The 26,811-nt window shown below is 34.9% G+C and carries 24 protein-coding genes; 13 read left to right on the top strand and 11 right to left on the bottom strand.

Translation table 11 applies throughout. The features are described from left to right. Positions 1-10 precede the first annotated feature (10 nt). A complete protein-coding gene (locus P163_RS07660) occupies positions 11-949 on the top strand; it encodes a type IX secretion system membrane protein PorP/SprF (protein WP_034889251.1) in 939 nt (312 codons plus the stop codon). 13 nt (positions 950-962) lie between these two features. Next, positions 963-2,582, top strand: coding sequence for an OmpA family protein (locus P163_RS07655; RefSeq protein ID WP_034894091.1), 1,620 nt, complete (start codon positions 963-965; stop codon positions 2,580-2,582). A gap of 106 nt (positions 2,583-2,688) precedes the next feature. Here the strand turns inward: P163_RS07655 and P163_RS07650 are convergent, their stop codons facing one another. From P163_RS07650 to P163_RS18120, 3 genes are all read right to left on the bottom strand, one after another. Continuing rightward, a complete protein-coding gene (locus P163_RS07650) occupies positions 2,689-3,213 on the bottom strand; it encodes a DUF4136 domain-containing protein (protein WP_034894087.1) in 525 nt (174 codons plus the stop codon). A gap of 61 nt (positions 3,214-3,274) precedes the next feature. Further along, positions 3,275-4,282, bottom strand: a complete 1,008-nt coding sequence (gene obgE, locus P163_RS07645) for a GTPase ObgE (protein WP_034889249.1) — start codon at positions 4,280-4,282, stop codon at positions 3,275-3,277. Between the two features lie 42 nt (positions 4,283-4,324). Further along, positions 4,325-5,431, bottom strand: a complete 1,107-nt coding sequence (locus tag P163_RS18120) for an adenylate kinase (protein WP_081891312.1) — start codon at positions 5,429-5,431, stop codon at positions 4,325-4,327. A gap of 133 nt (positions 5,432-5,564) precedes the next feature. On the opposite strand from P163_RS18120, the gene P163_RS07635 reads away from it, so the two are divergent. From P163_RS07635 to P163_RS07615, 5 genes are all read left to right on the top strand, one after another. Continuing rightward, entirely contained in the window at positions 5,565-6,722 is a 1,158-nt protein-coding gene (locus tag P163_RS07635; RefSeq protein WP_034889247.1) for a 5-(carboxyamino)imidazole ribonucleotide synthase, read from the top strand. A gap of 44 nt (positions 6,723-6,766) precedes the next feature. After that, positions 6,767-7,252 (top strand): 5-(carboxyamino)imidazole ribonucleotide mutase, encoded by a 486-nt coding sequence (purE, locus tag P163_RS07630; protein WP_034889245.1) that lies wholly within the window; start codon positions 6,767-6,769, stop codon positions 7,250-7,252. 235 nt (positions 7,253-7,487) lie between these two features. Then, positions 7,488-9,518, top strand: coding sequence for a M3 family metallopeptidase (locus P163_RS07625; RefSeq protein WP_034889243.1), 2,031 nt, complete (start codon positions 7,488-7,490; stop codon positions 9,516-9,518). 91 nt (positions 9,519-9,609) lie between these two features. Next, on the top strand, positions 9,610-10,161 hold the full coding sequence (locus P163_RS07620) for a sigma-70 family RNA polymerase sigma factor (RefSeq protein ID WP_034889241.1): 552 nt from the start codon (positions 9,610-9,612) through the stop codon (positions 10,159-10,161). Position 10,162: 1 nt separating this feature from the next. Continuing rightward, positions 10,163-10,417, top strand: a complete 255-nt coding sequence (locus tag P163_RS07615; protein WP_034889239.1) for a hypothetical protein — start codon at positions 10,163-10,165, stop codon at positions 10,415-10,417. On the opposite strand, the gene P163_RS07610 is transcribed toward P163_RS07615, so the two are convergent. Then, entirely contained in the window at positions 10,410-11,234 is an 825-nt protein-coding gene (locus P163_RS07610) for a membrane protein (protein WP_034889237.1), read from the bottom strand. The two genes, P163_RS07615 and P163_RS07610, sit on opposite strands and share 8 nt — an antisense overlap. 118 nt (positions 11,235-11,352) lie before the next feature. Here P163_RS07610 and gcvP point away from each other — a divergent pair, with 118 nt between their 5' ends. The 4 genes from gcvP to P163_RS07590 all read left to right on the top strand — a co-directional run bounded on the left by gcvP (position 11,353) and on the right by P163_RS07590 (position 16,924). Then, positions 11,353-14,202, top strand: a complete 2,850-nt coding sequence (gene gcvP / locus P163_RS07605) for an aminomethyl-transferring glycine dehydrogenase (protein WP_034889235.1) — start codon at positions 11,353-11,355, stop codon at positions 14,200-14,202. A gap of 195 nt (positions 14,203-14,397) precedes the next feature. After that, complete coding sequence (locus P163_RS07600; protein WP_034889233.1) at positions 14,398-15,459, top strand: 3-oxoacyl-ACP synthase III family protein; 1,062 nt, start codon at positions 14,398-14,400, stop codon at positions 15,457-15,459. Between the two features lies 1 nt (position 15,460). Continuing rightward, positions 15,461-15,982 carry a methyltransferase gene (locus P163_RS07595; RefSeq protein WP_034889231.1) on the top strand — a complete coding sequence of 174 codons (522 nt, stop codon included), beginning with the start codon at positions 15,461-15,463 and terminating at the stop codon, positions 15,980-15,982. A 93-nt stretch (positions 15,983-16,075) separates the two neighbouring features. Continuing rightward, on the top strand, positions 16,076-16,924 hold the full coding sequence (locus P163_RS07590) for a glycosyltransferase family 2 protein (RefSeq protein WP_034889229.1): 849 nt from the start codon (positions 16,076-16,078) through the stop codon (positions 16,922-16,924). Here P163_RS07590 and pafA read toward each other — a convergent pair. After that, positions 16,921-18,579, bottom strand: coding sequence for an alkaline phosphatase PafA (gene pafA, locus P163_RS07585; RefSeq protein ID WP_034889227.1), 1,659 nt, complete (start codon positions 18,577-18,579; stop codon positions 16,921-16,923). The genes P163_RS07590 and pafA overlap by 4 nt on opposite strands. A gap of 120 nt (positions 18,580-18,699) precedes the next feature. Between pafA and P163_RS07580 the strand changes: the two genes are divergently transcribed. Then, on the top strand, positions 18,700-19,437 hold the full coding sequence (locus P163_RS07580) for an MlaE family ABC transporter permease (protein ID WP_034889224.1): 738 nt from the start codon (positions 18,700-18,702) through the stop codon (positions 19,435-19,437). After that, a complete protein-coding gene (locus P163_RS07575) occupies positions 19,437-20,201 on the top strand; it encodes an ABC transporter ATP-binding protein (protein WP_034889222.1) in 765 nt (254 codons plus the stop codon). Before P163_RS07580 ends, P163_RS07575 begins: the two co-directional genes overlap by 1 nt. 9 nt (positions 20,202-20,210) lie before the next feature. Here P163_RS07575 and P163_RS07570 read toward each other — a convergent pair whose 3' ends face one another. The 6 genes from P163_RS07570 to P163_RS07545 form a co-directional block, all read right to left on the bottom strand. Further along, positions 20,211-21,647 (bottom strand): DUF389 domain-containing protein, encoded by a 1,437-nt coding sequence (locus tag P163_RS07570; RefSeq protein ID WP_034889220.1) that lies wholly within the window; start codon positions 21,645-21,647, stop codon positions 20,211-20,213. 2 nt (positions 21,648-21,649) lie between these two features. Next, positions 21,650-22,741 (bottom strand): mannose-1-phosphate guanylyltransferase, encoded by a 1,092-nt coding sequence (locus P163_RS07565; protein WP_034889218.1) that lies wholly within the window; start codon positions 22,739-22,741, stop codon positions 21,650-21,652. Between the two features lie 16 nt (positions 22,742-22,757). Beyond that, complete coding sequence (locus tag P163_RS07560) at positions 22,758-23,357, bottom strand: SprT-like domain-containing protein (RefSeq protein ID WP_034889216.1); 600 nt, start codon at positions 23,355-23,357, stop codon at positions 22,758-22,760. Positions 23,358-23,368: 11 nt separating this feature from the next. Continuing rightward, on the bottom strand, positions 23,369-24,049 hold the full coding sequence (locus P163_RS07555; protein WP_034889214.1) for an SDR family NAD(P)-dependent oxidoreductase: 681 nt from the start codon (positions 24,047-24,049) through the stop codon (positions 23,369-23,371). 2 nt (positions 24,050-24,051) lie between these two features. Beyond that, positions 24,052-25,044 carry a M28 family metallopeptidase gene (locus P163_RS07550; RefSeq protein WP_034889212.1) on the bottom strand — a complete coding sequence of 331 codons (993 nt, stop codon included), beginning with the start codon at positions 25,042-25,044 and terminating at the stop codon, positions 24,052-24,054. Positions 25,045-25,113: 69 nt separating this feature from the next. Continuing rightward, positions 25,114-26,811 carry a pyruvate dehydrogenase complex dihydrolipoamide acetyltransferase gene (locus tag P163_RS07545; protein ID WP_034889210.1) on the bottom strand — a complete coding sequence of 566 codons (1,698 nt, stop codon included), beginning with the start codon at positions 26,809-26,811 and terminating at the stop codon, positions 25,114-25,116.

Here is a 26,811-nt window from a genome sequence, read left to right as displayed (position 1 = left end):
CTAGAAAGAAATGAAAAATAAAATAATAAATTACTTAATCTTCACGAGCATTATCCTTTTTTCACTTAAAGGTATAGCTCAGCAAGATCCGCTCTTCACTCAATATATGTATAACATGAGTGTAATTAACCCAGCCTATGCTACAGATAATCCTGGCATGCTTAATTTGGGTGGTATTTATAGATCACAATGGGTAGGAATAGATGGTGCACCAGAAACCTTTAGTTTCTTTGCTCATACTCCGGTAAGCGAACGTATTGAAGTTGGCTTATCTGTTATCCATGACGAGATTGGAGGAGTTCAGAAAGAAAATAACATCACTGCAGATTTCGCATATGTAATTCCTATGAACGAGTCTAACAAGTTATCTTTTGGAGTTAAAGGTGGATTAACCACCTTTGACTCTAATCTAACTGGATTAGAAACTAATCAGCAAAATGACCCTGCATTTCAAAATATAAATGAAGTGTTTCCAGTATTTGGAGTTGGTGCATACTGGTTTGGCGATAACTATTATTTAGGTGCTTCTGCTCCAAACTTGTTTACTTCTAAACACTTAGAGAACAGACAAGGTTTAGTAAAGTATGGTGAAGAGAATGTACACTACTACCTTACTGGTGGATATGTATTTGATCTTAACGAAAACTTTAAATTGAAACCTGCATTTATGGCTAGAGGAGTACAAGGTTCTCCACTTTCTGTAGATATCACTGCCAATGTTCTTATGTTTAATAGACTAGAAGCTGGTGTTGGTTATAGAATTGATGACTCTGTAACAGGATTGATCAATTTTGCAGTAACTCCACAAATTAAGGTGGGTTACGCTTATGACCGTACAACTTCTAACCTTGGAGATTACAACGATGGAAGTCACGAGATCATGTTATTATTTGACTTTGATCTATTCGGATTATCTAAAGGATATGATAAATCACCAAGATTCTTCTAAAAACCAGAAACACATGAAAAAATTATATAGTTCAATTTTAATAATCCTAATAGGTTTTTCAAGCTTTGCCCAAGGCTCGGATATCAAAAAAGGAGATCGATTTTTTGCTCAAAGAGCGTATATCGATGCTGCCGATGCCTATGAAAAGGTAAATAATAAAGATCAAGAAGTTCTTCAAAATTTAGGAGATGCTTATTTCTTTACAAATCAGATGCAAAATGCGTCTGAGGTATACAAGAATTTATTCTTGAAATTCGGACCAGAGGTTGCTGCAGATTATAAATTTAGATATGCTCATGCAGCCATGGCAACGAATAACTTTAAAGAAGCAGATAAATACTTTTCTGAATTTTATGGAAAAGAATATGACTTTGAAAAGTTTAGAAAAAATCTTGATACAACGGTAACTCATGTTTACACCTCCAAACAGGTAATGAACAATGCAGCTTCTGCAGATTTTGGAATTTCTTATTATGGAGATAAAGTAACTTTTGCTTCTACTAGAAATCAAGAGCGTCCAATTTATCCATGGGATAAGAGACCAACTTTAGACCTTTATACGGCTAGTGTTGATGATGAGGGAGCTTTAAGCGAACTTGTACTTTTCCCTGGAGATATCAATACAGATGCTCATGAAAGTTCTGCAACTTTTAGCAAAGATGGAATGACCATGTATTTTGATCGTACCAATGATAAGAGAGTTAAGAATGAAAATGACGAGAAAGTAGCTAACATTAGCATTTATAGCGCTAAGATGGTAGATGGCAAATGGTCTAACATTGAAAAACTTCCTTTTTCTAGTGAAGATTATTCTGTAGAGCACCCAAGCCTTAACGCAGATGGTAGCAAATTATATTTTGCTAGTGATATGCCAGGAAGTAATGGTTCTTTTGACATTTATGTAGTTGATGTAAATGAAGATGGAACTTATGGAACACCTCAAAACTTAGGAACAGGAATTAACACTGCTCACAGAGAACAGTTTCCATTTATTAGTGAAGAAGGCGTTCTTTATTTCGCTTCTGATGGACATGAAGGTTTTGGTAACCTTGACATCTATCAATCTGAGGGTGATTTTTCTGAAGCTAAGAACTTAGGTGAATCTGCAAACAGCTCTTTTGATGATTTCGCTTTCATTATTAAAGAAGATCAAAACATAGGATGGTTTGCATCTAATAGACGAGGAACGGATAACCTTTACAATTTCACAAGAGAAGACTATACACCTCCTGTTGTTGAAATGAATGATAGAGAAACTAACTCTGAAACTGGTAGACAACAATTAAAAGATGTAGGCAATATCTATTTCGATTTTGACAAAGCTACTATCAAGAAAGAGTCTGAAGTTACTTTAGATAAAGTAGTTGCTATCATGAATAAATACCCTTCTTTAGAGATTGAAGTTGGATCTCATGCAGATGCAAGAGGTTCTGATAAATACAATATGTCATTATCTGAAAGACGTGCTGCTTCAACCCTGGATTACTTAGTAAGCAAAGGAATTGATAAGTCTAGACTTACTTCTAAAGGATATGGTGAAAGTATGCCATTAAACGATTGTACTAAACCAACCGGATGTACCAATGCACAATATGCTAAGAACAGACGTAGTGAGTTTACTATAATGAATTAATAAATACAACTAACTAACCAACAAAAAGCCCCGTATTAACGGGGCTTTTTTTATTTATTAACCTATAAGTAAAATAGTAGTTTTAAATATGAGACCGAAAAGAGTTTTAATTTTTCTTAGGTGGATAGCCCTTTAAAGCTTCCTGAATCATTTTTCTCAACTTAGCCTCCCTAACTTCAGGAGAAGCATTAAAGTTAAACTGACTATCTATTACAGCTTGCCAGATTAAAGCATCATTCTCTACTGTAATAAAATCTATAGTTAACCTCATATTAGTTTGTGGACCACCAATTGGAATTCCTCCAGAAACTCCCACTCCCATATTCCCTCCACCACCTCCTACTCCAATTCCTAAAGTATTCCTACTATCAGATTGGTACTCGGAGCTATAAAAATTAATGTATACATCAGGATTCTCAGAAGTGGTAAAACCTTTGCTATTTAGTTCAGAATCTAAAATTGAGAGTACCCGCTGCTCATCTAGCTGACTCATTTTTGAAACCAGATCTGGATAGATCTTATACGTTTGAAATTGAGAAAAAGAAACCTGTGGATCATAATCAAAACTTGCTCTAAGTGCATTACAAGATGTTACAACCAATAATAATAGAAGGTATTTTAAATGTTTCATGGGATGATTTTTACTAAAATTAGCAAAAATCATCCCATGAATTTTATAAAGGAATTAGAATTTAATCTACCTGCTTATTTAGCATTTCCCATAATTTATCTTTTAATTCCACCAATCCTTGCTGGGCTACAGATGAAATAAACATATATGGAGCATTTAAATCTTTATCTAATACTACTTTCATTTCTGCTTTTAACTCTGCATCTAGCATATCACTTTTAGAAATAGCTACCAACCTATCTTTATCCAGCATTTCCGGATTGTACCTTCTTAATTCATCTAATAAGATCTCATATTGCTTAGGAATATCCGGAGCATCTGCAGGAACTAAGAATAATAACGTAGAGTTACGTTCTATATGTCTTAAGAATCTATGACCAATACCCTTTCCTTCCGCAGCACCCTCAATAATACCGGGAATATCTGCAACAACAAATGTTTTAAATTCTCGATACTCTACTATTCCTAAATTAGGCTTTAGCGTTGTAAATTCATAATCTGCGATCTTAGGTTTAGCGGCTGTAATTACCGATAACAACGTAGATTTTCCTGCATTTGGAAAACCAACTAAACCAACATCTGCAAGAATTTTTAATTCTAAAGTAACGTCCACCTCTTGCCCATCTATACCAGGCTGTGCATATCGAGGTGTTTGATTTGTAGAACTTTTAAAATGCCAGTTACCTTGACCTCCTTTTCCACCTTCAGCTACAATGATCTCTTGTTCATCATCGGTTACTTCATAAAGGATCTTTTGAGTTTCGGTATCTCGAATTACAGTACCCAAAGGAACTTCAATATATTGATCTGCTCCATCTGCACCGGTACTTCTTTGTTTAGAACCATGCTCCCCATGTTCTGCTCTAAGATGTCTTTTGAATTTTAGATGATACAAGGTCCATAAATTCTTATTTCCCTTAATGATAATATGCCCTCCACGGCCACCATCACCTCCATCAGGTCCACCTTTGGCAATATATTTTTCTCTACGTAAATGCGCAGAACCCTGCCCACCCTTTCCGGATGATACATGAACTTTTACATAATCTACAAAATTCCCCTCTGTCATATCAATCTATTTTAACCTACTTGGTCTCTTAATTCAAAAATATTATAGAGAATCTATAACACTACTTATTCTATGGGTGATTTCTTCTATGGTACCCACACCATCAACTCCAAAATACTTATCTTCTTTAAGATAGAATTGCTTTAAAATTGCAGTTTCTTCGTAATAAACCTTAATTCTATTTCTAATAATAGATTCATCTGCATCATCTGGTCTTCCTGAGGTTTTTCCACGTTCTAACAATCTCTGCACTAAAATTTCATCATCTACTTCTAAAGCTATCATTGCAGATACATCTGTCCCCTTATCTTTCAATAAAATAGAAAGTGCTTCTGCCTGAGCAGCGGTTCTTGGAAATCCATCAAAGATAAAACCGTTTACTCCAGCATTCTTGTCAACCTCGGCAGCTAACATTGCTATAGTTACATCATCTGGAACAAGTTTTCCCTGATCCATAAAAGATTTTGCGTGAACTCCTAATTCCGTTTCATTTTTAATGTTATACCTAAAAACATCACCAGTAGAGATATGTATAAGCTTGTATTTATCTTTCAAAACGTTTGCCTGAGTTCCTTTTCCGGCTCCCGGAGGCCCAAACAATACTAAATTTGTCATTTTTTGTTTTTTAAGTTTATAAACCTGAGTCAAGTTTCTCCCCAGGCCGTCATAATCCAATCCAAATCCTACAATAAAATCGTTCGGAATTTCCATTCCTATATAATCTACAGGATGCTTCTTTTTATACGCTTCAGGCTTAAAAAAAAGACTGGCAATTTTAAAATCCTTAACCTCTTTCTCTACTAAAATAGTATTTAAAGCTTCTAAGGTATTCCCTGTATCTACAATATCTTCTATTACAATTACATGTCTATCTTTTAAAGACTGTGTTAATCCTAAAAGCGTTTGAACATTTCCAGAGGTTTCAGTTCCTAGATAAGAACCTAATTTCACAAAAGAAACTTCACAATCTCCTTCAAAACGTTTTATAATTTCTGATGCCACTAAAAAAGCACCATTCAAAACCCCAAGAAAAACAGGGTTTTTACCATTATACTCGGTATTAATTTTATTGCTGATCTGCTCTATGGCCTTAATTATTCTCTCTTCAGAAATAAATGGCTCAAACTTAAGGTCGTGTAATTGAATCAATGCTTAGTTTTTTAAAGGAGCAAAGATAAGGATTCTAAACTATTACTATATGAATGTATCTTACGGATTTAATACAGAATACTTCGGTCAATCCATCCTAAAAATTTAATTTTGCCTAAACTCTTCAAAAGTTATGATCAACTACTTTTCTTCAGATTATAAATTAGGAATTTTGGGTGGAGGGCAACTTGGTAAAATGTTGCTTTATGAGACCCGAAAATATGATATTCATACCAATGTTCTAGACCCAAGCCTAGAAGCGCCATGTAAGATTTCTGCTAATCATTTTGTGCAAGGTGATCTTATGGATTATGATACGGTATTGGAATTTGGAAGAAAGGTGGATCTGCTAACTTTTGAAATAGAATCGGTAAATCTTGAAGCTCTAAAGCAATTAGAAAAAGAAGGTATTTTAGTTTATCCCAGTTCTGGCACCTTAGAAAAAATTCAAAATAAGGCAATTCAGAAAAAATTCTATAGATCCAACCATATACCAACAGCAAACTTTTCAGTGTTTAAAAATAAAGCTGAATTGATAAACGCTGTAGAAAAAAAGAGCCTTAATCTTCCATTTGTATGGAAAAGTGCTACAGGAGGATATGATGGCAAAGGTGTGATGGTTATTAATTCTGAAGATAAACTTAGCAATATTTCTGAAGGCGAATGCATAGTAGAAGAGCTTATACCCTTTAAAAATGAGCTAGCGGTAATTGTAGCTAGAAATCCTTCCGGAGAAATGAAAACTTTCCCCGTAGTAGAGATGGAATTTCATCCAACTGCCAATCAGGTAGAATATGTTATTTGTCCTGCCAGAATTGATAAGACTGTCGCCGATAAGGCCAGAAAATTAGCTGAAAAAGTTTCTGAGGCTTTTCAACATGTAGGCTTACTTGCTGTTGAAATGTTTCAGACGGAGGATGATGAAATCATAGTTAACGAAGTAGCACCTAGACCCCATAATAGCGGGCATTATAGTATAGAGGCTAGTTACACCAATCAATTTGAACAACATTTACGTGCTATCTTAGACCTTCCATTGGGAGATACCTCTAGTAAAGTTGGAGGGATCATGGTAAATCTTTCTGGAGAAGAAGGTTTTGAAGGAAATGTGGTGTACGAGAACATTGGAAATATTATGAAACTTCCAGGTGTTACGCCTCATATTTATGGTAAAAAAATAACTAGGCCTTTTAGAAAAATGGGACATGTTACAATTGTGAACCAAGATCTAGTAGAAGCAAGAAAGATTGCCGAAGAAGTTAAAATTACCATTAGAGTAATTTCAGAATAATTTAAATTAGTTCATAACAGTTGTAGAACTATTAAATATAGAATATGAGTAAAGTTGCAGTTATTATGGGTAGTACCAGCGATATGCCGGTAATGCAGGAAGCTATAGATATTTTAAAAGGATTTGATCTGGAAGTAGAAGTAGATATTGTTTCTGCTCATAGAACACCCGAAAAACTTTTTGATTTTAGTAAGAATGCACACACTCGTGGCATAAAAGTAATAATTGCCGGAGCTGGTGGCGCGGCACACTTACCTGGAATGGTTGCATCTATGTCTCCTCTTCCCGTTATTGGAGTACCTGTAAAATCTAGCAACTCTATAGATGGATGGGATTCTATTTTATCTATTTTGCAGATGCCCGGTGGAGTTCCTGTAGCAACAGTAGCTTTAAATGGCGCAAAAAATGCAGGGATTCTAGCAGCACAGATTATTGGTGCTTCAGACAAATGTGTTCAGGATAAAATTATTTTTTATAAAGAAGGATTAAAACAGAAGGTTCTTGATGGAGCTAAGAATATAAACAACTAAAAAAAGCCACGCAGAACGTGGCCTTTACAGTAGTACTTTTCGCTCAAAAATATCATTTATTAACCATTCTAAATATATTAATCTAAACTATATAGCGACTACCAAAATCTTAGCAAATAAAGTGTTTTATTTTTTCAAACTGAAATTTAAGGGATTTAATTGAAAAGTATCGTTAATTATATCTAAATAATCAACGAATAGGCTCAAAATCCTATCCCATTAATCAATATAGCATATGAATACAGAAAATCCACTCTTACATAAATTCGATAAAGCTCCTTTTTCACAGATTAAGAACGAGCATTTTAAACCTGCAATTTTACAAGGTATAGAAGAGGCAAAGTCAGAAATTGAGGCCATCACTTCTCAAAAAGACCATCCAAATTTTACAAATACTATAGAAGCATTAGAATTTTCTGGAGAGCATTTAGATCTTGTTACCAGCATATTCTTCAATCTAAATTCAGCAGAAACCAATGATGAGATTCAGAAAATAGCACAAGAGGTCTCTCCTCTATTATCTGATTTTAAAAATGACATTATTCTAAATAAGGAGCTTTTTAAGCGTGTAAAAGCTGTTTATGATAAAAAGGAGGAGCTAGAACTTTCTACGGAGCAGGAAATGCTGTTAGATCAAAAATATAAAGCATTTACAAGAAACGGCGCAAATCTATCTGAAGATAAAAAGAAAAGATTGCGAGAAATTGACAAACAGCTTTCTTCATTGAGCTTAAAATTTGGAGAAAACGTGCTAGCAGAAACCAATAGATTTGAGTTATTAATTACAGATGAAAAAGATCTGGAAGGACTGCCAAATGCTGTTAAGGAAGAAGCTAAAGAAACCGCTGAAGCCAAACAAAAAGAGGGATGGATTTTTACCATGGAATATCCAAGCTACATTCCCTTTATGAAATATTCTGCCAACAGAATACTTAGAAAAAAGATGGCCTTGGCTTTTGGCGCTAAAGGTTTCCATAATGATGATCTGGATAATCAACAAAATGTGCTGGACATTGCAAATTATAGATTTGAGAGAGCCAATCTTCTAGGGTATAAAACGCATGCAGATTTTGTTCTTGAAGAAAGAATGGCAGAAACTCCTGAAAAAGTTAAAGATTTTCTAGAAGAACTTTTAGCCAAATCTAAACCTGCAGCTATAGCCGAATATGAAGAGTTAGCTACATATGCAAAAGAACTTGATGGTATTTCTACGTTGGAAAAATGGGATGCTGCTTATTATGGAGAAAAGCTGAAGCAAAAGAAGTTTGATCTGGATGATGAAAAACTAAAACCTTATTTTCAGCTGGAAAATGTGATCTCTGGAGTTTTTCAGGTTGCAAATAAACTTTACGATCTTAATTTTGAAGAAATTCAAAATGTAGATAAATATCATGAAGATGTTAAAACCTACAACGTTACAGATACTGCAGGAAAAAATATAGCCCTTTTTTACGCAGACTTTCACCCTAGACCAGGGAAGCGTGATGGGGCATGGATGACGGTTTATCGTTCTCAAAAAATTAAAGACGGCGTAAACAACAGACCTCACATATCCATAGTTTGCAATTTTACAAAACCTTCAAAATCTACTCCTTCACTCTTAACATTTAACGAGGTAACTACGTTATTTCATGAATTTGGACATGCATTACATGGCATGTTAGCAAATACTACATACCCAAGCCTTTCCGGAACTAGTGTGTTTTGGGATTTTGTAGAACTACCTAGTCAGGTTTTAGAAAACTGGTGTTATCAAAAAGAAGCCTTAGAATTGTTTGCAAAGCATTATAAAACAGGAGAGATCATTCCGCTAGAATTAATAGAAAAGATCAAAAAAGCAGCAAACTTTCACGAAGGAATGGCTACCATACGCCAAATAAGTTTCGGAAAATTAGATATGAGCTGGCATAGTATAGACCCAACTAATGTTTCTAATGTAAAAGTTCATGAAGAAAAAGCTTTTGAAGACACGAAACTGTATCCGGAAGTAAAAGAGAATTGTATGAGTACCGCATTTTCTCACATCTTTCAGGGCGGATATTCTGCCGGGTATTATTCTTATAAATGGGCTGAGGTCTTGGATGCAGATACTTTTGAATATTTTGAGAGTGAAGGTATTTTTAGCAAAGAGATTGCTTTAAAATTTAAAGAAAATATACTCTCTAAGGGAGGTACAGAGCATCCAATGACGCTTTATAAACGTTTTAGAGGGAAAGAACCAAGACCAGATGCACTTCTAAAAAGAGCTGGACTTTTAAAAGAATAAATTTAAGGCATGTATGAAATCTTAAATCTATCCCTCACATTTAAGGTTTCATACATACTTTTCCCTATTTTTGAATGCATACCAATAGCTTATGTCAACAAATAAAATAGACGCTACTAAATGGGTAGATAAGTATTCAGATTATCTCTTCAATTACACTATAGTAAGGGTAAATGATAGAGAGGTTGCTAACGACCTTATTTCTGAGACATTTTTAGCCGGACTGAAGTCTATGAAAAATTTTAAAGGAGAGGCTACAGAGCGCACTTGGCTCATCTCAATTTTAAAAAGAAAGATCATAGACCATTATAGAAGAATAAATTCCAAAAAAGGAAAGGCTGAAGTTAAGATCAACTATTCTGAAGATGGAAATGATGGAGACTGGCTGGAAGAACAAGCTCCAGATAGGTTTGACAAGACTGCTGAAGATGTTATGGAAAATGAAGAACTTGGCCTGGCCATATTAAGTTGTATGGATAACTTAACAGAAAAGCAAGCTAAGATATTTAAGATGAAAACTATAGATGGTTTTGATACAGACACCATTTGTAATGAATTTGATATCACTCCGTCTAATTTGTGGGTGATAATTCACCGAGCTCGAGTAACCCTTTCCGAGTGCTTAGAAAAAAACTGGTTTTAATATGAGTAAAAGAAGATCATTATTTGTGAACTGTACCGAAGCAACTAATTGTTGTGACAAGGCTCAATACGATGAAGCAACTTTTTTTGAAAAACTAAAGATCAGAATACATATTGCGATTTGCGGGCCTTGTAAAAAATACACCACCAAAAACCATAAGCTTACAGAGCTAATTGAAAAATCTGAGCTTAAGACCTGTACAGAAGAGCAGAAAAAGCAGTGGCAAGAAAAGATCGATAAAGAGATCTCTAATTGATCTCACATAGAGCTAAAAGTATAAACAGCCATATTATAGGAATGCCTTCAACCCAAAATGAAGAGAAATATTTAGACTGGGTTATGGTTGATCTTGATAAACAATAGCTACACATCACAGCAACTAAAATCACACCTATTACATTACCAATGTTAGTATCAACTTTAAGGAATTCTAACAAAATAAAAATGCCCAGCATTAGAAAACCTATAATTCTTGTTTTTCTAATTCCATAAATTTGAGGGATAGTACCTAATCTTGCCATATCAAACTTAAGATCTCTAATTTCAAAGGGCAAGGTAATTACAATCACAAAAAAAAATCTTTGTATGAACCCCAGGATTACATCCACATTGTAAATACTATAGTTGTTCAATACCGGGAGCAAAACTGTTACTCCAGACCAAACCATTGCAATAATAAAGATCTTAATTCCAGACACTCCTCTCAAATTAGTCTGGTTTCCAAATACCGGTAATGCGTAAAGAATTGTGAATATCCCTAAAATTGCAGAAACTATTAGCGCTGTAATATTTAATTGAAAAACAAGAAAGACTAGTCCTATAAAGGCAAGTAAAGAAAATATCTGAATGAGTCGCAGATTTTTAGCTAGGCTTAAATGATGGAGTTTTGCTATCCCCGCATATTTCACAAAATTGTATCCAGTGATAGTTGCTAGAAAAATAAAACTTAATAGCGTAAAATCACATTCAACATTAAATTGCAACGTGCTAATAGCCGTTAATGAAACTACAGCTAAAGCTACATGAATACTGCTATTAATATAAAAATTGAATATATTTTTTAATACATTCATATCAACTTTTTAAAAGAAAACAAGTTCCTGAAAAATCTTAACATGTCTAAGGTCTTAAATTGTAAAAATTTACGTTTAAAATATGTAATTTTGCCGCTTGAAACACAACTTTATTTTAATGAGAACAGATTCATTTGCTCTAAGACATATTGGCCCTAAAGAAAGTGATATACAAGAGATGCTAGCTACGGTTGGTGTTGATTCATTAGACCAGTTAATTTACGAGACTATCCCAGACGAGATTAGATTAAAATCTCCTCTAAACCTACCATCAGCTTTAAGTGAAAATGAGTTCGCAGAACACATTGGGAAACTTGCAGCCAAGAACAAGGTTTTTAAAACTTATATTGGTCTGGGTTATCATCAAGCTATTTTGCCTGCAGTAATACAGCGCAATATACTTGAAAATCCGGGATGGTATACTGCCTATACTCCTTATCAGGCAGAGATCGCTCAGGGTAGACTTGAGGCGCTTTTAAATTTCCAGACCATGGTAAGTGATCTTACGGGAATGGAATTAGCAAATGCATCTTTATTAGATGAATCTACTTCAGCCGCAGAGGCAATGGCGCTTCTTTTTGCTATTAGAGAGAAAGACCAAAAGAAGAATGAAGTTGTTAAATACTTTATATCAGAAGAAGTATTACCACAAACCATATCTCTACTTCAAACCAGAGCAACACCATTAGGCATAGAATTAGTAATTGGAGATCACACAACATTTGATTTTTCTGAAGAATACTTTGGAGCTATGCTACAATATCCAGGAAAATCTGGAGAAGTTTTTAACTATGGAGAATTTGTAGCTAATTGTAAGAAAGCTCAGATTAAGACTGTAGTTGCTGCAGATATTTTGAGTTTAGTAAAACTGCAAGCTCCCGGAGAATTAGGTGTAGATGTTGTAGTTGGAACCACACAACGCTTTGGAATTCCATTAGGATATGGAGGACCACACGCTGCATATTTCGCAACTAGAGAAGAATATAAAAGAAGCATCCCAGGAAGAATTATTGGCGTTACTAAAGACACCAATGGTAACCGTGCATTACGTATGGCACTTCAAACTAGGGAGCAACATATAAAAAGAGATAAAGCAACATCAAATATATGTACAGCTCAGGTATTACTTGCTGTAATGGCAGGAATGTATGCTGTTTATCATGGTCCTAAAGGATTGGAATACATAGCTAATACCGTACATAATTCTGCTGTAACTCTATCTCATCAATTAGAAAGCTTAGGATACCAACAACTTAACAAAACCTATTTTGACACTATTAGCATTAAAGCTGATGCTGCCAAAATTCAGCAATTAGCAGATTCTAAAGAGATTAATTTCTATTATCCGGATGCTGAGACCGTGGTTATTGCTTTAAACGAAACTACCACTGTAGCAGATCTTAATGCTATAATTTCAATTTTCGCTGAAGTATCGAAAAAAGAAGTTAGCGTAATTTCAGAATTGAGATGCGATACCACAATTACTACAGATCTTTCAAGAAAAACAGATTTTCTAACAAATGAAGTTTTCAATTCTTATCATTCAGAAACAGAATTGATGCGTTATATCAAAAAGTTAGAACGCAAGGATCTTTCATTGAACCACTCTATGATAGCTCTTGGATCTTGTACAATGAAACTGAATGCAGCTTCAGAAATGCTCCCATTGAGCAATCCAAAGTGGGGTAATATTCACCCATTTGTTCCTGTAGAGCAAGCTGAAGGTTATCAAATAGTATTAAAACGCCTTGAAGATCAACTTACAGAAATTACCGGTTTTGCAGGCACATCACTTCAACCAAACTCTGGAGCTCAAGGTGAATATGCAGGTTTAATGGTGATTAGAGCTTATCACGAATCTAGAGGAGATTCTCATAGAAACATATGTCTTATTCCATCTTCTGCTCATGGAACGAACCCAGCTTCTGCGGTTATGGCAGGAATGAAGGTTGTGGTTACTAAAGCTACTAAAGAAGGAAATATAGATTTAGACGATCTTAGAGAAAAAACACTCAAACATAAAGATAATCTTGCCGCTTTAATGGTAACTTATCCTTCTACTCATGGGGTTTTTGAATCTTCTATTAAGGAGATCACTAAACTTATTCATGATAATGGTGGACAGGTATATATGGACGGTGCCAATATGAATGCTCAGGTTGGATTAACTAATCCTGGGAATATTGGAGCAGATGTATGTCACTTAAATCTACATAAAACTTTTGCAATTCCTCACGGAGGAGGTGGACCTGGAGTTGGACCAATTTGTGTTGCAAAACAATTGCTTCCGTTCTTACCAGGAAACCCGGTAATAAAAACCGGTGGAGAACAAGCTATAACTGCTATATCTTCTGCCCCTTGGGGTTCTTCTTTGGTATGTTTAATATCTTATGGATATATTACTATGTTAGGAAGCAAAGGACTACAACAATCTACAGAATATGCAATTCTAAATGCTAACTATATAAAATTCAGACTTAAAGAACATTATCAAACCTTATATTCCGGAGAAAGAGGAAGAGCTGCACATGAAATGATAATAGATTGCAGACCTTTTAAAACTAATGGAATTGAGGTGGTAGATATTGCAAAAAGATTGATGGATTATGGCTTCCATGCCCCTACTGTTTCTTTCCCTGTAGCAGGTACACTTATGATCGAGCCTACAGAAAGTGAAAGTAAAGCGGAGTTAGACAGATTTTGTGATGCCTTGATCTCTATTAGAAAAGAAATTAGTGATTCTAGTACAGAAGATGAAAATAATATACTTAAGAATGCACCACATACTATGGCAATGCTTACCTCAGACACATGGGAATTCCCATACACAAGAGAGCAAGCTGCATTTCCATTAGAATATGTTGCAGACAATAAATTTTGGCCAACCGTTAGAAGAGTAGATGACGCTTACGGGGATAGAAATTTGATCTGTACTTGTGACCCAATAGAAGAATACATGGAAGCATAGCTTCTTTGAAATAACAAAAGGCGTGAATTGCGCCTTTTGTTATTCTCAATTTTTATATGTTTTAAATATCAAATCAATATTTTAATCCACTTAAAATATCAAATTAATAAATCCGTAGAAATATTGAATTTTCACATTCAATACTAAGATTGTATTTATTAATTTAGTTAATCAATCCCAAACTTCAAGCTGAAGATGAGCATAAAAATGACTGGAATAGGAAGTTTTATTCCAAACTTGAAAAGAAAGAATTCAGACTTTTTAAATCATGAATTTCTGAATATTGATGGTTCTGAGTTTCCTCATGATAACGATGTTACCATTGCAAAATTTAAAGCCATTACAGGAATAGAAGAAAGAAGGTATCTAGAAGATGAGCTTAGCACATCTGATATGGCTACTGTAGCTGCACAAAGGGCTATTGAAGATTCTGGGATAGATGCAGAGACGTTAGATTATATTATTGTTGCTCATAACTACGGAGATGTAAAATTTGGTAGCACACAAAGTGATACCGTACCTAGCATCGCTACAAGAGTAAAACATAACCTAAAGATTAAGAATCCAAAGTGTGTTGGCTACGACGTGCTCTTTGGATGTCCAGGCTGGATTGAGTCTATTATACAAGCCCAAGCTTTTATGAAAGCTGGAATGGCTCAAAAATGTTTAGTTATTGGCGCAGAGGCTTTGTCTCGTGTAGTAGATAAATTTGATAGAGACTCGATGATATTTTCGGATGGAGCCGGTGCTGCAATATTTGAACTTACCAATGATAAAGAAGGTGGCCTTTTAGCTCATGAAACAGCCACTTTTGCATATCAGGAAGCTCATCATATTTTCTTTGGTAAATCTAACAATGAGGCCGCCGATGAGAATACCAGATATATTAAAATGAATGGTAGAAAGATCTACGAATTTGCCTTAACGGAAGTTCCAAAAGCAATGAAATCTTGCTTAGATAAGAGCGGAAAAACTATTGAAGATGTAAAGAAGATCTTTATTCATCAGGCCAATGAAAAAATGGATGACGCTATCATAAAAAGATTCTACAAACTTCACAAATTACCGGTTCCTGAAAACGTGATGCCTATGAGTATTCACGAGCTTGGAAATAGCAGTGTTGCTACTGTACCAACTCTTTTAGATTTAGTAGTTAAAGGAAAAATAAAAGATCAGGAACTTCATAAAGATGATGTGATTATTCTTGCAAGTGTTGGAGCAGGAATGAATATCAATGCGGTAGTTTACCAATATTAAAATGTACGAAAATACTTTTCCGAATAAACGTTTCAAAAAAACTATAGAGTTCTTAGAAGATGTGGTTTCACCTCCTGCAAAAATCTTAGATCTTGGAGTGGAAAATCCATTTTCCAAGATCATGAAAGATCATAATTATCAAGTTGAAAATACCAATGGAGAAGATCTAGACCTTGTTACAGATGCTGTAAAATCTAGTGAGTATGATGCTGTAACCGCCTTCGAAATATTTGAACATCTAGTTGCCCCATTTAACGTATTGAGAGATATTCAGGCTACAAAATTAATTGCTACTGTACCACTTAAATTATGGTTTGCAGATGCCTATCAAAATAAGAATGATCTTAGAGACAGACATTTTCATGAATTTGAAGATTGGCAGTTTAACTGGTTACTAGAAAAGGCTGGATGGGAAATTAAAAAAACTTTAAAGTGGACTAATCCGGTGGGTAAAATTGGTGTTAGACCATTACTTAGAAAAGTTACTCCCAGATATTACGCTGTCTTTGCAGAAAGAAGATAGAAAGACATATCTCTACAGTTCAATATGCTTAATTTTCTATTCTGATTTTCTATATCTTCGTATTAGTTCTTTAGTAATCCTCAACTGATTTCATTGAAAGTATATATTGTAATACCTGCTTATAACGAAGCGCAATTTCTTAGTAAAACACTTCAATCTTTAGTTGATCAAACCTTAAAAGCGCATAAAATTGTAGTTGTAAATGATAGATCTACAGATGATACAGAGAACATTCTTAAAGAATTTGAAGACCAATATGATAATATTTCCTTTATAACAACTTTAAAAGAAGGAGAACACGCCCCCGGAAGTAAGGTTATAAAAGCTTTTAACTCTGGCCTAGAAACTCTTGATGAAGACTACAATATCATTTGCAAGTTTGATGCAGACCTTATTTTCCCTCTAAATTATATTGAAACCATTGTCTCCCATTTTCAATCCGATCCTGAAATTGGTATGGCAGGAGGTTTTTGTAGTATTTTAAGTAAGGATGAGTGGGTAGTAGAAAATCTGACGGGAAAAGATCACATTCGTGGTGCTATAAAAGCTTATAGAAAAGAGTGTTTCAAAGAAATTGGCAAACTAAAAGTCGCAATGGGATGGGACACGGTAGATGAGCTATTAGCGCAATATCACGGCTGGAAAATTAAAACAGACACTTCTTTACTTGTCAAGCATCTAAAACCAACAGGAACTACTTATACCTCAACTTCAAAATATAAGCAAGGCAAAGCATTTTATAGATTACGCTATGGACTGCCTATAACTATTATAGCATCCACTAAATTGGCGCTTTTAAAGAAAAGACCATCACTCCTTTTAGATTACATAGCCGGATATTATAAAGCTAAAAAAGAAAAGCAGCCCTTTCTTGTTTCTGAAGAAGAAGGCCGCTTTATTAGAAATTTGCGCTGGAAAAAAATGAGCGAAAAATTATTTTAGTTCTTTGAAGCGTCTAACATTTCATAGAGTGGTTTTCCTGTAGTAGAATTAGGCATTGGAATACCTAATAAAGTTGATATTGTTGGAGCTATATCTACAATTTCATTTGGTTTTGTTGTGCTGCCATGCGGAATTCCTTTACCAAAAAAGATAAGCGGCGCATGCGTATCATAAGAATAACCGCTACCATGGGTAGAACCGGTTACAGAATAGGTAATAGTTGCTGGGTCTAAAACCAAAACAACATCTCCACTTCTTTTCTGATTAAATCCTTTTTGAACCAAACCCGCTAATCCAGACATAAAATTTGCTCCTTCTAAGTTTGTTCTAGTAAAAACTCTATTCACCTGTTTGTAGTTTATTGCATAACGAGCAATAACTTGCTCCAAATCAGCAAAAGAAATATCTGCATCTAAAACTTCTTGATAATTGAAGAATACCTGATAATTAGAAACACTTTCAATAAGCTTTTCGTTCTTATAATTAACTTTTAAAAACTCTTTTAAATCATTTTCAAAAACCAGCTCATCAAAATATCCTCCCGGCACCCTAACAGATTGTAGATAAGATGGTACATCTCCACCGCCATGATCTGCCGTTAAAAAAAGTGTATAATTTCCTTCTCCTACTTTTTCATCTAAAGATCTAAGTATTCTTGAAAGGTCTACATCTAGTCTAATATAGGCATCTTCCACCTCCTTAGAATCTACTCCAAAATTATGACCTATATAATCTGTGCTAGAAAAACTAATTGTAAAAAAATCTGTAAACTCATCTTCACCAAGATCTTCCTCTTCCAAAGTAGCAATTGCAAAATCTGCAAGGATAGAATTACCGTAAGGAGTAGATTTCAAAATATCTAGATCCCCGTTTTTTGAACTTAACTTCTTAAGATCATAAGGAAAAGTGGCAGTTTCTTGCCCAACAAATCCACCTTCAAAAGTATTTTTATCACTTCCACTTTCTGTATAAGTAGTAATATCTTTAATCGTATTCCATTCCTTTAGATAAGATCTGACTTTGTTTGAAGAATTAAATTTTGTCACCCACTCCGGAAGCTCTTCCATATAGTAAGAACTAGAAATGAACTTACCTTCTGTTCTACCATTAAACCAATATGCAGCATTTGCAGTATGCCCAGCTGGAAGTATAGCTCCTCTATCTTTTAAAGAGATACCAATAGTTTTACCTTTAAGCTGTGTAAACAGTCTATTTTCATCTGCAACGGTAGTAGCATTCATTCTATGAGGAGACATTTTACCTGCCGTAGACTGAGTCCCTATTGAATTAACACTAGCATCTTCTGTACAATAAACCTCTGATTTTTCATATTTATCATACCACCCATTACTAATTATACCATGATTTTCTGGAGTTGTTCCAGTATATATTGATGTATGTCCGGGAGCAGTATAGGTGGGAACATAGTTAAAATTATTATTCTTAAAATTATAACCTTCCCTAATTAATCTTTTAAAGCCATCTTCACCAAATTTATCCCAGAACCTTGTAAGATAATCATACCTCATTTGATCTACCACTACTCCAACAACCAACTTTGGTTTATCTGGATTAAGAGGATGCTGGTTGGGAGTTTGTGCCGTTCCTGATAAGGATTGAATTGCAATAAATAAGCAAAAAATAAGTCTTTTCATCTTGAATTGTGAAATTATTATAAGATCCAAAATTAAGAAAGTCTATCCGCTTAAAGATTAATTCTTAGTTAAATAGTTTCCTGATAAAAAATAGTATTTTAGCTTTACAAAAATTGCTTAATGAGCTACCTTCATTCCATTGGTGAATACTTTATAATGATTAAAGGCGTGTTTGGACGAATGACCAAACGCTCTGTACTTAAAGAATTGATCTTCAAAGAAATTGATGAATTAATAATAGGCTCCCTTGGGATAGTTGCTTTTATTTCCTTTTTTATTGGAGGAGTTGTGGCCATACAAACCGCCTTAAACTTAAACAATCCGCTTATTCCAAAGACACTAATTGCTTTTGCTGCACGTCAATCTATCATATTAGAATTTGCTCCAACCTTTATTTCCATAATTATGGCAGGAAAAGTTGGATCTTTTATTACCTCTAGTATTGGATCTATGCGAGTAACAGAGCAAATAGATGCGTTAGAGGTTATGGGAATAAACTCCCTAAATTACTTGATATTTCCAAAGATCATTGCCATGGCTACATACCCATTTGTAATAGCAATTGCGATGTTCTTAGGAATTATGGGAGCTTTTGCAGCAGCAGTTCTTGGAGGATTTGTAGGCGCAGATACTTTTATAACAGGATTACAGGATAGCTTTATAAGTTTCCACTTGGTATATGCTTTTATTAAGACATTCTTATTTGCGATGATCTTAGCCACCATACCAGCTTATCATGGATACTATATGAAAGGTGGCTCTTTAGAGGTTGGAAAAGCAAGTACCACCTCTTTTGTATGGACAAGTGTGGTTTTAATTATTACCAATTACATAGTAACTCAATTATTACTTAGCTAATGATAGAAGTAAAGAATCTACATAAAGGTTTTGATGGTGAAAAGATCCTAAAAGGTATTGATTTTGTTTTCGAGACCGGAAAGACGAACCTTATTATCGGCCAATCAGGATCAGGAAAGAGTGTTTTACTTAAATCTATGCTCGGACTTTTTATTCCTGATGAAGGAACCATAGAATATGACGGAAAACCTTACTCTAATTTTAGTGATGAGGAGAAAAGAGAATTACGTAAAGAGATAGGGATGGTTTTTCAAGGCGGCGCACTTTTCGATTCTATGACCGTAGAGGAGAATGTGATGTTTCCTTTAAGAATGTTTACGAAATCTCGCAAAAGAGATTTGAAAGATCGTGTAGCTGAAGTTTTAAAAAGAGTAAACCTAGAAGGTTCAGAAAACAAACTCCCTTCAGAAATTAGTGGTGGAATGCAAAAAAGGGTTTCTATAGCTAGAGCTATTGTTAACAAACCTAAATATTTGTTTTGTGATGAACCAAACTCGGGGTTAGATCCGAAAACGGCCACTGTTATAGATAATCTTATTCATGATCTAACCAAGGAGTATGACATCACTACAGTGATCATTACTCACGATATGAACTCTGTTCTGGAAATTGGAGAGAATATCGCATTTCTAAAAGATGGAGTTTTAGCATGGAAAGGAGATAAATCTCAGATCTTTAAGACCGAAGATGAAACCGTAACAGATTTTGTGTATTCTTCTAATCTATTTAAGAAAGTAAGAGATGCCCAATTACAGGGACATTAAAAGATTTCTTTAATTATAAGTTCTCACCAAAACAGTATCCAACTTTAATCTTAAGCCTAGCCACTTCTGAATTTTAACCAATTCTGTTCTTTGTTCAGATTTAGAGGTATTCTTCTTCCAGCTCACATTAAATGTTGGAATGGTATCTATTTTTGAAAAATTTGTAGAGATCGTATTTGCATAGCTTAGACTTTCCACCTTGTTGTAATTAACTTTTATCTCCTCACTTATATCTTTGAATGAAAATCCGCTAGATTTATATTTCATGAGTTCATTTTCCAGCAGCTGTATCTTAGCATCCTTATTTTCTAATACTTCCTGATTCTTCACATAAAGATCTTCCAAAATACCACTTTTAACCTGACTCGAGATAGAAGCCATATCACCACTAGTAGAAACCCCTTGGTGAACTATCAATTTTGAATCTTTAAGAACTTCGTTCTCCGCTAACTGTTCTCTCCAGGAAGCTAAAGTAGGTTCTGGCACCGGCACTCCAATTAAATAAACCTCAAGCCTTTTCTTTGCATAATCCTGATTGGATTTTACAGATTCTGCTCCACTATAGCGCACCACTTCACTTAGAAACTCTCTAGCTTTACTCTCATACACCTGCTTATTTAGTAAATTCACAAATAAAATAACACTTGGGATCATTACAATAATAGCAATTATAGAGGCCAATTGAGCAATTCGCTTTCTTCGCTTACTATTAGCATATCTCACTAATGGAAATCCTAAAAGTTTAGATACCACAAAAGTTGATAATGCTATAAAAACGGCATTTATAGAAAATAAATAGAGCGCACCGCCTGCATAAGACCATTTCCCTATAGCCAATCCATAACCAACAGTACATAAAGGAGGCATTAACGCGGTAGCAATAGCAACTCCAAAAATAACACTGGCAATAGTTCCTCGTTTAGTCTTGGCAACAATAAGAGCAAGTCCACCAAAAATAGCTACAAGTACATCTAAGATGGTAGGGTAGGTTCTGGCAATTAGTTCTGGTGTTTCCTCCTTAACAGGCGATATGAGAAAATAGGTGTAAGCAGTTAGAACACTTAGCCCTACCATCACACCCAAGTTAATAAAAGATTTGCGTAAGGTATCTACATCATTAATAGCTACAGAAAGACCTATACCCACTATAGGACCCATTAAGGGAGAAATAAGCATCGCCCCTATAACAACAGCTGTACTACTTACATTTAGTCCAATAGAGGCTACAAAAATTGAAAATATAAGAATCCATGCATTATGCCCCTTAAAAGATATATCTTTCTTAATGGCTTCTACAGTAGATTCCCTATCAGTATCATCTCTAATATCAAGAAGTTCAGAAATAAAATCTTTTATTCCTTTCCAGATCCCTCCTGCCTGAGAAAAATCTGTTTTGTCTATATTTTCTACCGGAGGGTTACTTCCTATATTTTCCTTATTTTCCATTCTTATCCGAAGTTATCTCCAAATTTTTGAATAACATTTGCTCTAATTTCTTTTATTTCCTGCTCCTTTTCTTTTGGAACGATCACTAAAACATTTTCTTCGTCTACAATAATATAATCTTCCAAACCATCTACCACAACCACTTTTTGTTTATGAGTGTAGATCATATTGTCTTTTGCTTCTAAAGGTATTAACTGTGCCCCTACAATCGCGTTGTTATGATCATCTTTCGCAAGTTCTGTATATAAAGCTCCCCAGGTTCCAAGATCATTCCAATCAAAATTTGCAGGAATTACATAAACCTGATCAGATTTTTCTAGAATAGCATAATCTATAGAAATGTTTTGCGCTTCCGGATAAGCTTCTTCAATAAATTCTAGCTCTTTAGATGTATTTAATATTTCTGAACCTTTATCAAATAGCTGAAACATTTCAGAACAATGCTCTTTAAACGAATCTACAATATATGAGGCTTTCCAAACAAATATCCCAGCATTCCATGCGTAGTTACCTTCTTCCAAAAACTTCTTTGCGTTTCTTAAGGATGGTTTTTCAGTAAATTTTTCAACTTTATTTAAACCCTGTCCTTCCGAAGTTTCATACTTAATATATCCAAATCCAGTATTAGGTCCAGTTGGCTTGATACCTAATGTGATAAGAATATCCTGTTCTGATGCTGCTTTAAAAGCTTTACAGATATCACTCTCAAACTTCTCTTCTTCTTTTATCCAGTGGTCTGATGGTGCTACAAGCATAACTCCATTAGAATTCATTTTTTTGATCTTCATTGCTGCTAACAAAATACAGGGTGCGGTATTTCTCATAGCAGGCTCTGCAATGATCTTATCTTTATCTATTTCTGGCAATTGCTCAATTACAAGATCTACATACTCATCATTAGTTAGAATTAGAATATTCTCGTAAGGAACGATCTTAGCGAGTCTATTAAATGTTTTCTGGAGTAAACTGTTTCCCACTCCCAACATATCATGAAACTGTTTTGGAAATTTTGAAGTGCTTACAGGCCAGAAACGAGACCCAACTCCACCTGCCATAATCACTGCGTAATAATTCTGATTGTAAATAGTAGTCATACTTAGATTTTTTTAATTAACCCGCAACAAGTTCTACCTCTGCATTGGGTTGAAATAGATATACTTTACCCGTTGCCACTTCCAGACACTCATATCTCTTTCTTAGTTTAGAACCTCGCTTAAAGACTTTACCATTATATATTCTAAAAATACCTCCCTGAGGGATCTCAAAAATATAGTTTTTATCGTTCTCAGAATCAAAATTCTTTAGAGCTACAGAAAGTCTTGCATCTGTGTCACTACTCGCCTTAGGATTCTTAAAATGATTTGCTATTAACGGCAACAGATCTTTAGGAAATATTTCTGTTCTTATAAATGGCAACATTAAGTTTTTAAAGGTAAGCTTCCATTCCTGTCCATGAGGTTTTATTCGACGACCGAAGTGTTCAAAGGCGACCAAATGAGCAATCTCATGGACCAATGTAATTAGAAATCTATATTTATTTAGATTAGCATTCACTGTTATTTGATGCGTACCATCTGCCATTCTCCTATAATCCCCATGCCTTGTCACTCGCTCATTTACAATTTTTAAATGAACCCTATTCTCCTCTATCAATTTGAATATTGGAGTCACGGAATGACTTGGGAGGTATTTCTGTAAAATATCTGACATACTCCTTCTACTTACGGGGTACTATTAGACACCTGTAACATTTTACCATTGTAATATTTATGACCCTTTAAACTGAAATCTACAATATACTCAGACATTTCTGCAGCAGACAGTGGCGCCATATATCCAGGAAAAGCTTCTTCTAACATCTCTGTTTGTACAGCCCCCAATGCTAACACATTAAAGCTAGGTCCATTTTCTTTATATTCTTCTGCTAATAATTCTGTTAATGTAATTACCGCACCTTTGCTAGAACTATAAGCAGAGAGACCAGGAAATTTCACACTTCCTTGAACTCCTCCCATACTGCTAATACTAACTACATGGGAATCTTTATCCATAAAAGGAATCACCTTCTGTGTTACTCCAACAACTCCAAATACATTGATATCATATACTTTTTTAAATTCACTTAACGAAGAATCTTTAAAAGGCTTATTTAAAATAGCTCCTGCATTATTAATTAGCACATCTACCTTCTGCCAGTTCCTAGACAAATACTCAGCAAGCGTATCAAGGTCTTTTTCTGAAGTGATATCAAAAGCTAAAGTTTCTACATTCTTAAGATCTAAAGATTTTACAGGCTCATCATTTCTAGAAATTGCTAACACTTTATGCCCAAGTTTAGAAAATGATTTCACCATTTCTAGACCAATTCCTCTACTAGTTCCAGTAATAACTATATGCTTCATCCTTAATTTAATTTTATTTCTTTTTCTGAAGAGTTCAACATGTGCTTTATCCCGGGAAGTACAGATTCAATAAAGCTAGCCATATGATCATAATCCATTTGTGAGGCTTCATCTAAAACATGATGGTAGTAATCATAATTAGTAAAATCAAAAGTACTCAAGGCCTGAGCAGGTATATTAAATTCAGTAAAAAATGAATAGTTATCGCTTCTCATAAAGAGATTATAATTCTTTGCTTGCGGCAAGAATCCTAAAACTTCTTCATTGGAATATTCATTGAATTTTTCTGCGAGGTTAGAACGTTCAAATCCGGTAAGATAAGCTTGGTAGCTCTTATCCTTCATTGGAACGCCTATCATTTCAAAATTGAACATTACATAAACATCCAAACCATCTTTTCTTAATCGTGAGGCTAAGTGCTTAGACCCTTTTAGTCCCAACTCCTCCCCAGAGAAAAGCGCGAAGATCACACTTCTCTTATTACTCCCGTTTTTAGATAATTGCTCTGCAATTTCCATAACTGCTACTGTCCCGGAAGCGTCATCATTTGCTCCATTTGCAATAGAATCATTACCCGCTTTTTTCCCCATACCTATGTGATCATAATGAGCCCCTAAAACAACATACTGATCTTTAAGAACAGGATCACTACCTTCAATTACCCCTACAATATTATATCCCGTAAGACTATCCACCTCGAAAGGGTCTCTATACGTTTCAAAATATGGTTGGATATTATTTTTTCTGAAATTTGCTTCTATATAATCTGCAGCTATGCCTTCACCTTTACTTCCTGTAGCTCTACCCATTAAAGAATCTGCAGCTAAAACGCTAAGCTTTTCTTTCAAAGCGACTGCGGAAACTTGGTAATTGGCCGTAGCCGAAACTACTGTTTGTTCTGTTTTAATAGTTTCTGATGATTTCTGGGTTGTATTACAAGAGGCAAAGCCCAAAAATAAAAACAACAAGCAATAATTGATATCAAATTTTCTCATATATCTAAAGATAAAAAAATCCCGCTATTACGCGGGATTTTGATTTATTATATTACATTATTTGTTGATCTATGCCAACATTGTAACAGGATTTTCTAAATAGCTTTTCAATGTTTGTAAGAAAGCAGCGCCTGTTGCACCATCTACGGTTCTATGATCACACGCTAAGGTAACCTTCATTGTGTTTCCAACAACGATCTGACCATCCTTAACAACTGGTTTTTCTACAATTGCTCCAACAGATAGAATCGCTGAATTAGGCTGATTTATGATACTTGTAAATTCTGTAATACCAAACATCCCAAGATTTGAAACTGTAAAAGTACTTCCTTCCATTTCTGAAGGTTGTAATTTTTTATTTCGAGCTTTACCTGCTAGTTCTTTTACGTTACCACCAATTTGCGTCATAGACATTTGGTCTGCAAATTTAATAACCGGAACAACAAGACCATCTTCTACTGCTACAGCAACACCCATGTGGATATGACTTGCAATCTTAGTAGAATCTCCCGTCCATTGAGAATTAACTCTAGGATGTTTTCTAAGTGCCATTGCAGAAGCTTTGATCACCATATCATTAAATGAAACCTTCACATCTGGAAGCTCATTAATTTGTTTTCTTGATGCCATTGCCACTTCCATATTCACCTCTATAGTTAGATAGTAATGTGGAGCTGTAAATTTAGATTCTCCTAAACGTTTAGCTATGGTCTTGCGCATTTGAGAGTTTTTAACCTCTTCAAAACTTTCTTCTCCTGCCGGAACGTAAGGGCGAGCTCCGCCTTTACTTTCTTCTGAAGCAGGGCTAGCAGAATCTTTTGCTTTTGCATCTGGCTTATCTGATGCTTTAAAAGATTCTATATCTTTCTTTACAATACGCCCATTTTCACCACTACCTTCAACCGCAGAAAGGTCAATTCCTTTATCTTCTGCCATTTTCTTGGCAAGAGGAGAAACAAATATTCTCTTCCCGTCTGAATGCGTTTTAGATGAACTATCTTCATTTGAAGACGTTTCTTCTGTTTGTTCTTCTTTAGAATCACTATCTGAAGAAGATGACTTTTTCTTTGGAGCGGCAGTTTTACCAGAACCAATTCCAGAAACATCAGTTCCTTTAGGTCCTATAATTGCCAGCAAGCTATCTACCTTAGCTGTTTCGCCTTCAGCAATTCCTATTTTTAATAAAGTTCCTTCATAGAAAGATTCAAATTCCATAGTAGCCTTATCGGTTTCTATTTCAGCAAGTATATCTCCTTCTTCAACTTTATCTCCTTCTTTTTTCAACCATTGAGCAACAGTCCCTTCTTCCATGGTATCACTCAACCTTGGCATGGTAATAATCTCCACACCCTCTGGCAATTCTCCTTCATTAGAATTGTCTTCAGAAGACTCCTCTTCTTTAGTCTCTTCAGATTCTTTAGTTTCTTTTTCTGAAGAATCTTCTTTCTTAACTTCTTTTTCTTTTGAGGAATCTTTAGATTCTTTAGAAGAATCTGAACCACCTTTTAAAAGCTCTGAAATATCTTCACCCTCTTCACCAATAATAGCCAGTAAAGTATCTACAGGTGCCGTTTCCCCTTCAGCAATTCCAATATGCAATAATGTCCCTTCATAAAAGGATTCAAATTCCATAGTAGCTTTATCGGTTTCAATTTCAGCAAGTATATCGCCTTCTTCAACCTTTTCACCTTCTTTTTTTAGCCATTTTGCAACAACACCTTCTTCCATGGTGTCGCTCAAACGTGGCATATTTATTACTTCAGCCAT

The sequence above is a fragment of the Gillisia sp. Hel_I_29 genome, assembly GCF_000744275.1.
Classification (GTDB): Bacteria; Bacteroidota; Bacteroidia; order Flavobacteriales; family Flavobacteriaceae; genus Gillisia.
This window is presented reverse-complemented; position numbering and strand designations above follow the sequence as displayed.

Coding starts and splice junctions, on each gene's coding strand:
- P163_RS07595 (WP_034889231.1), top strand. CDS start 15,461: ATGTACGAAAATACTTTTCCGAATAAACGTTTCAAAAAAACTATAGAG.
- purE (WP_034889245.1), top strand. CDS start 6,767: ATGAGTAAAGTTGCAGTTATTATGGGTAGTACCAGCGATATGCCGGTA.
- P163_RS07635 (WP_034889247.1), top strand. CDS start 5,565: ATGATCAACTACTTTTCTTCAGATTATAAATTAGGAATTTTGGGTGGA.
- P163_RS07545 (WP_034889210.1), bottom strand. CDS start 26,811: ATGGCTGAAGTAATAAATATGCCACGTTTGAGCGACACCATGGAAGAA.
- P163_RS07615 (WP_034889239.1), top strand. CDS start 10,163: ATGAGTAAAAGAAGATCATTATTTGTGAACTGTACCGAAGCAACTAAT.
- P163_RS07570 (WP_034889220.1), bottom strand. CDS start 21,647: ATGGAAAATAAGGAAAATATAGGAAGTAACCCTCCGGTAGAAAATATA.
- P163_RS07650 (WP_034894087.1), bottom strand. CDS start 3,213: ATGAAACATTTAAAATACCTTCTATTATTATTGGTTGTAACATCTTGT.
- P163_RS07610 (WP_034889237.1), bottom strand. CDS start 11,234: ATGAATGTATTAAAAAATATATTCAATTTTTATATTAATAGCAGTATT.
- P163_RS07560 (WP_034889216.1), bottom strand. CDS start 23,357: ATGTCAGATATTTTACAGAAATACCTCCCAAGTCATTCCGTGACTCCA.
- P163_RS07575 (WP_034889222.1), top strand. CDS start 19,437: ATGATAGAAGTAAAGAATCTACATAAAGGTTTTGATGGTGAAAAGATC.
- P163_RS07625 (WP_034889243.1), top strand. CDS start 7,488: ATGAATACAGAAAATCCACTCTTACATAAATTCGATAAAGCTCCTTTT.
- P163_RS07660 (WP_034889251.1), top strand. CDS start 11: ATGAAAAATAAAATAATAAATTACTTAATCTTCACGAGCATTATCCTT.
- pafA (WP_034889227.1), bottom strand. CDS start 18,579: ATGAAAAGACTTATTTTTTGCTTATTTATTGCAATTCAATCCTTATCA.
- P163_RS07620 (WP_034889241.1), top strand. CDS start 9,610: ATGTCAACAAATAAAATAGACGCTACTAAATGGGTAGATAAGTATTCA.
- P163_RS07550 (WP_034889212.1), bottom strand. CDS start 25,044: ATGAGAAAATTTGATATCAATTATTGCTTGTTGTTTTTATTTTTGGGC.
- P163_RS07555 (WP_034889214.1), bottom strand. CDS start 24,049: ATGAAGCATATAGTTATTACTGGAACTAGTAGAGGAATTGGTCTAGAA.
- P163_RS07600 (WP_034889233.1), top strand. CDS start 14,398: ATGAGCATAAAAATGACTGGAATAGGAAGTTTTATTCCAAACTTGAAA.
- P163_RS07565 (WP_034889218.1), bottom strand. CDS start 22,741: ATGACTACTATTTACAATCAGAATTATTACGCAGTGATTATGGCAGGT.
- P163_RS07580 (WP_034889224.1), top strand. CDS start 18,700: ATGAGCTACCTTCATTCCATTGGTGAATACTTTATAATGATTAAAGGC.
- gcvP (WP_034889235.1), top strand. CDS start 11,353: ATGAGAACAGATTCATTTGCTCTAAGACATATTGGCCCTAAAGAAAGT.
- obgE (WP_034889249.1), bottom strand. CDS start 4,282: ATGACAGAGGGGAATTTTGTAGATTATGTAAAAGTTCATGTATCATCC.
- P163_RS07655 (WP_034894091.1), top strand. CDS start 963: ATGAAAAAATTATATAGTTCAATTTTAATAATCCTAATAGGTTTTTCA.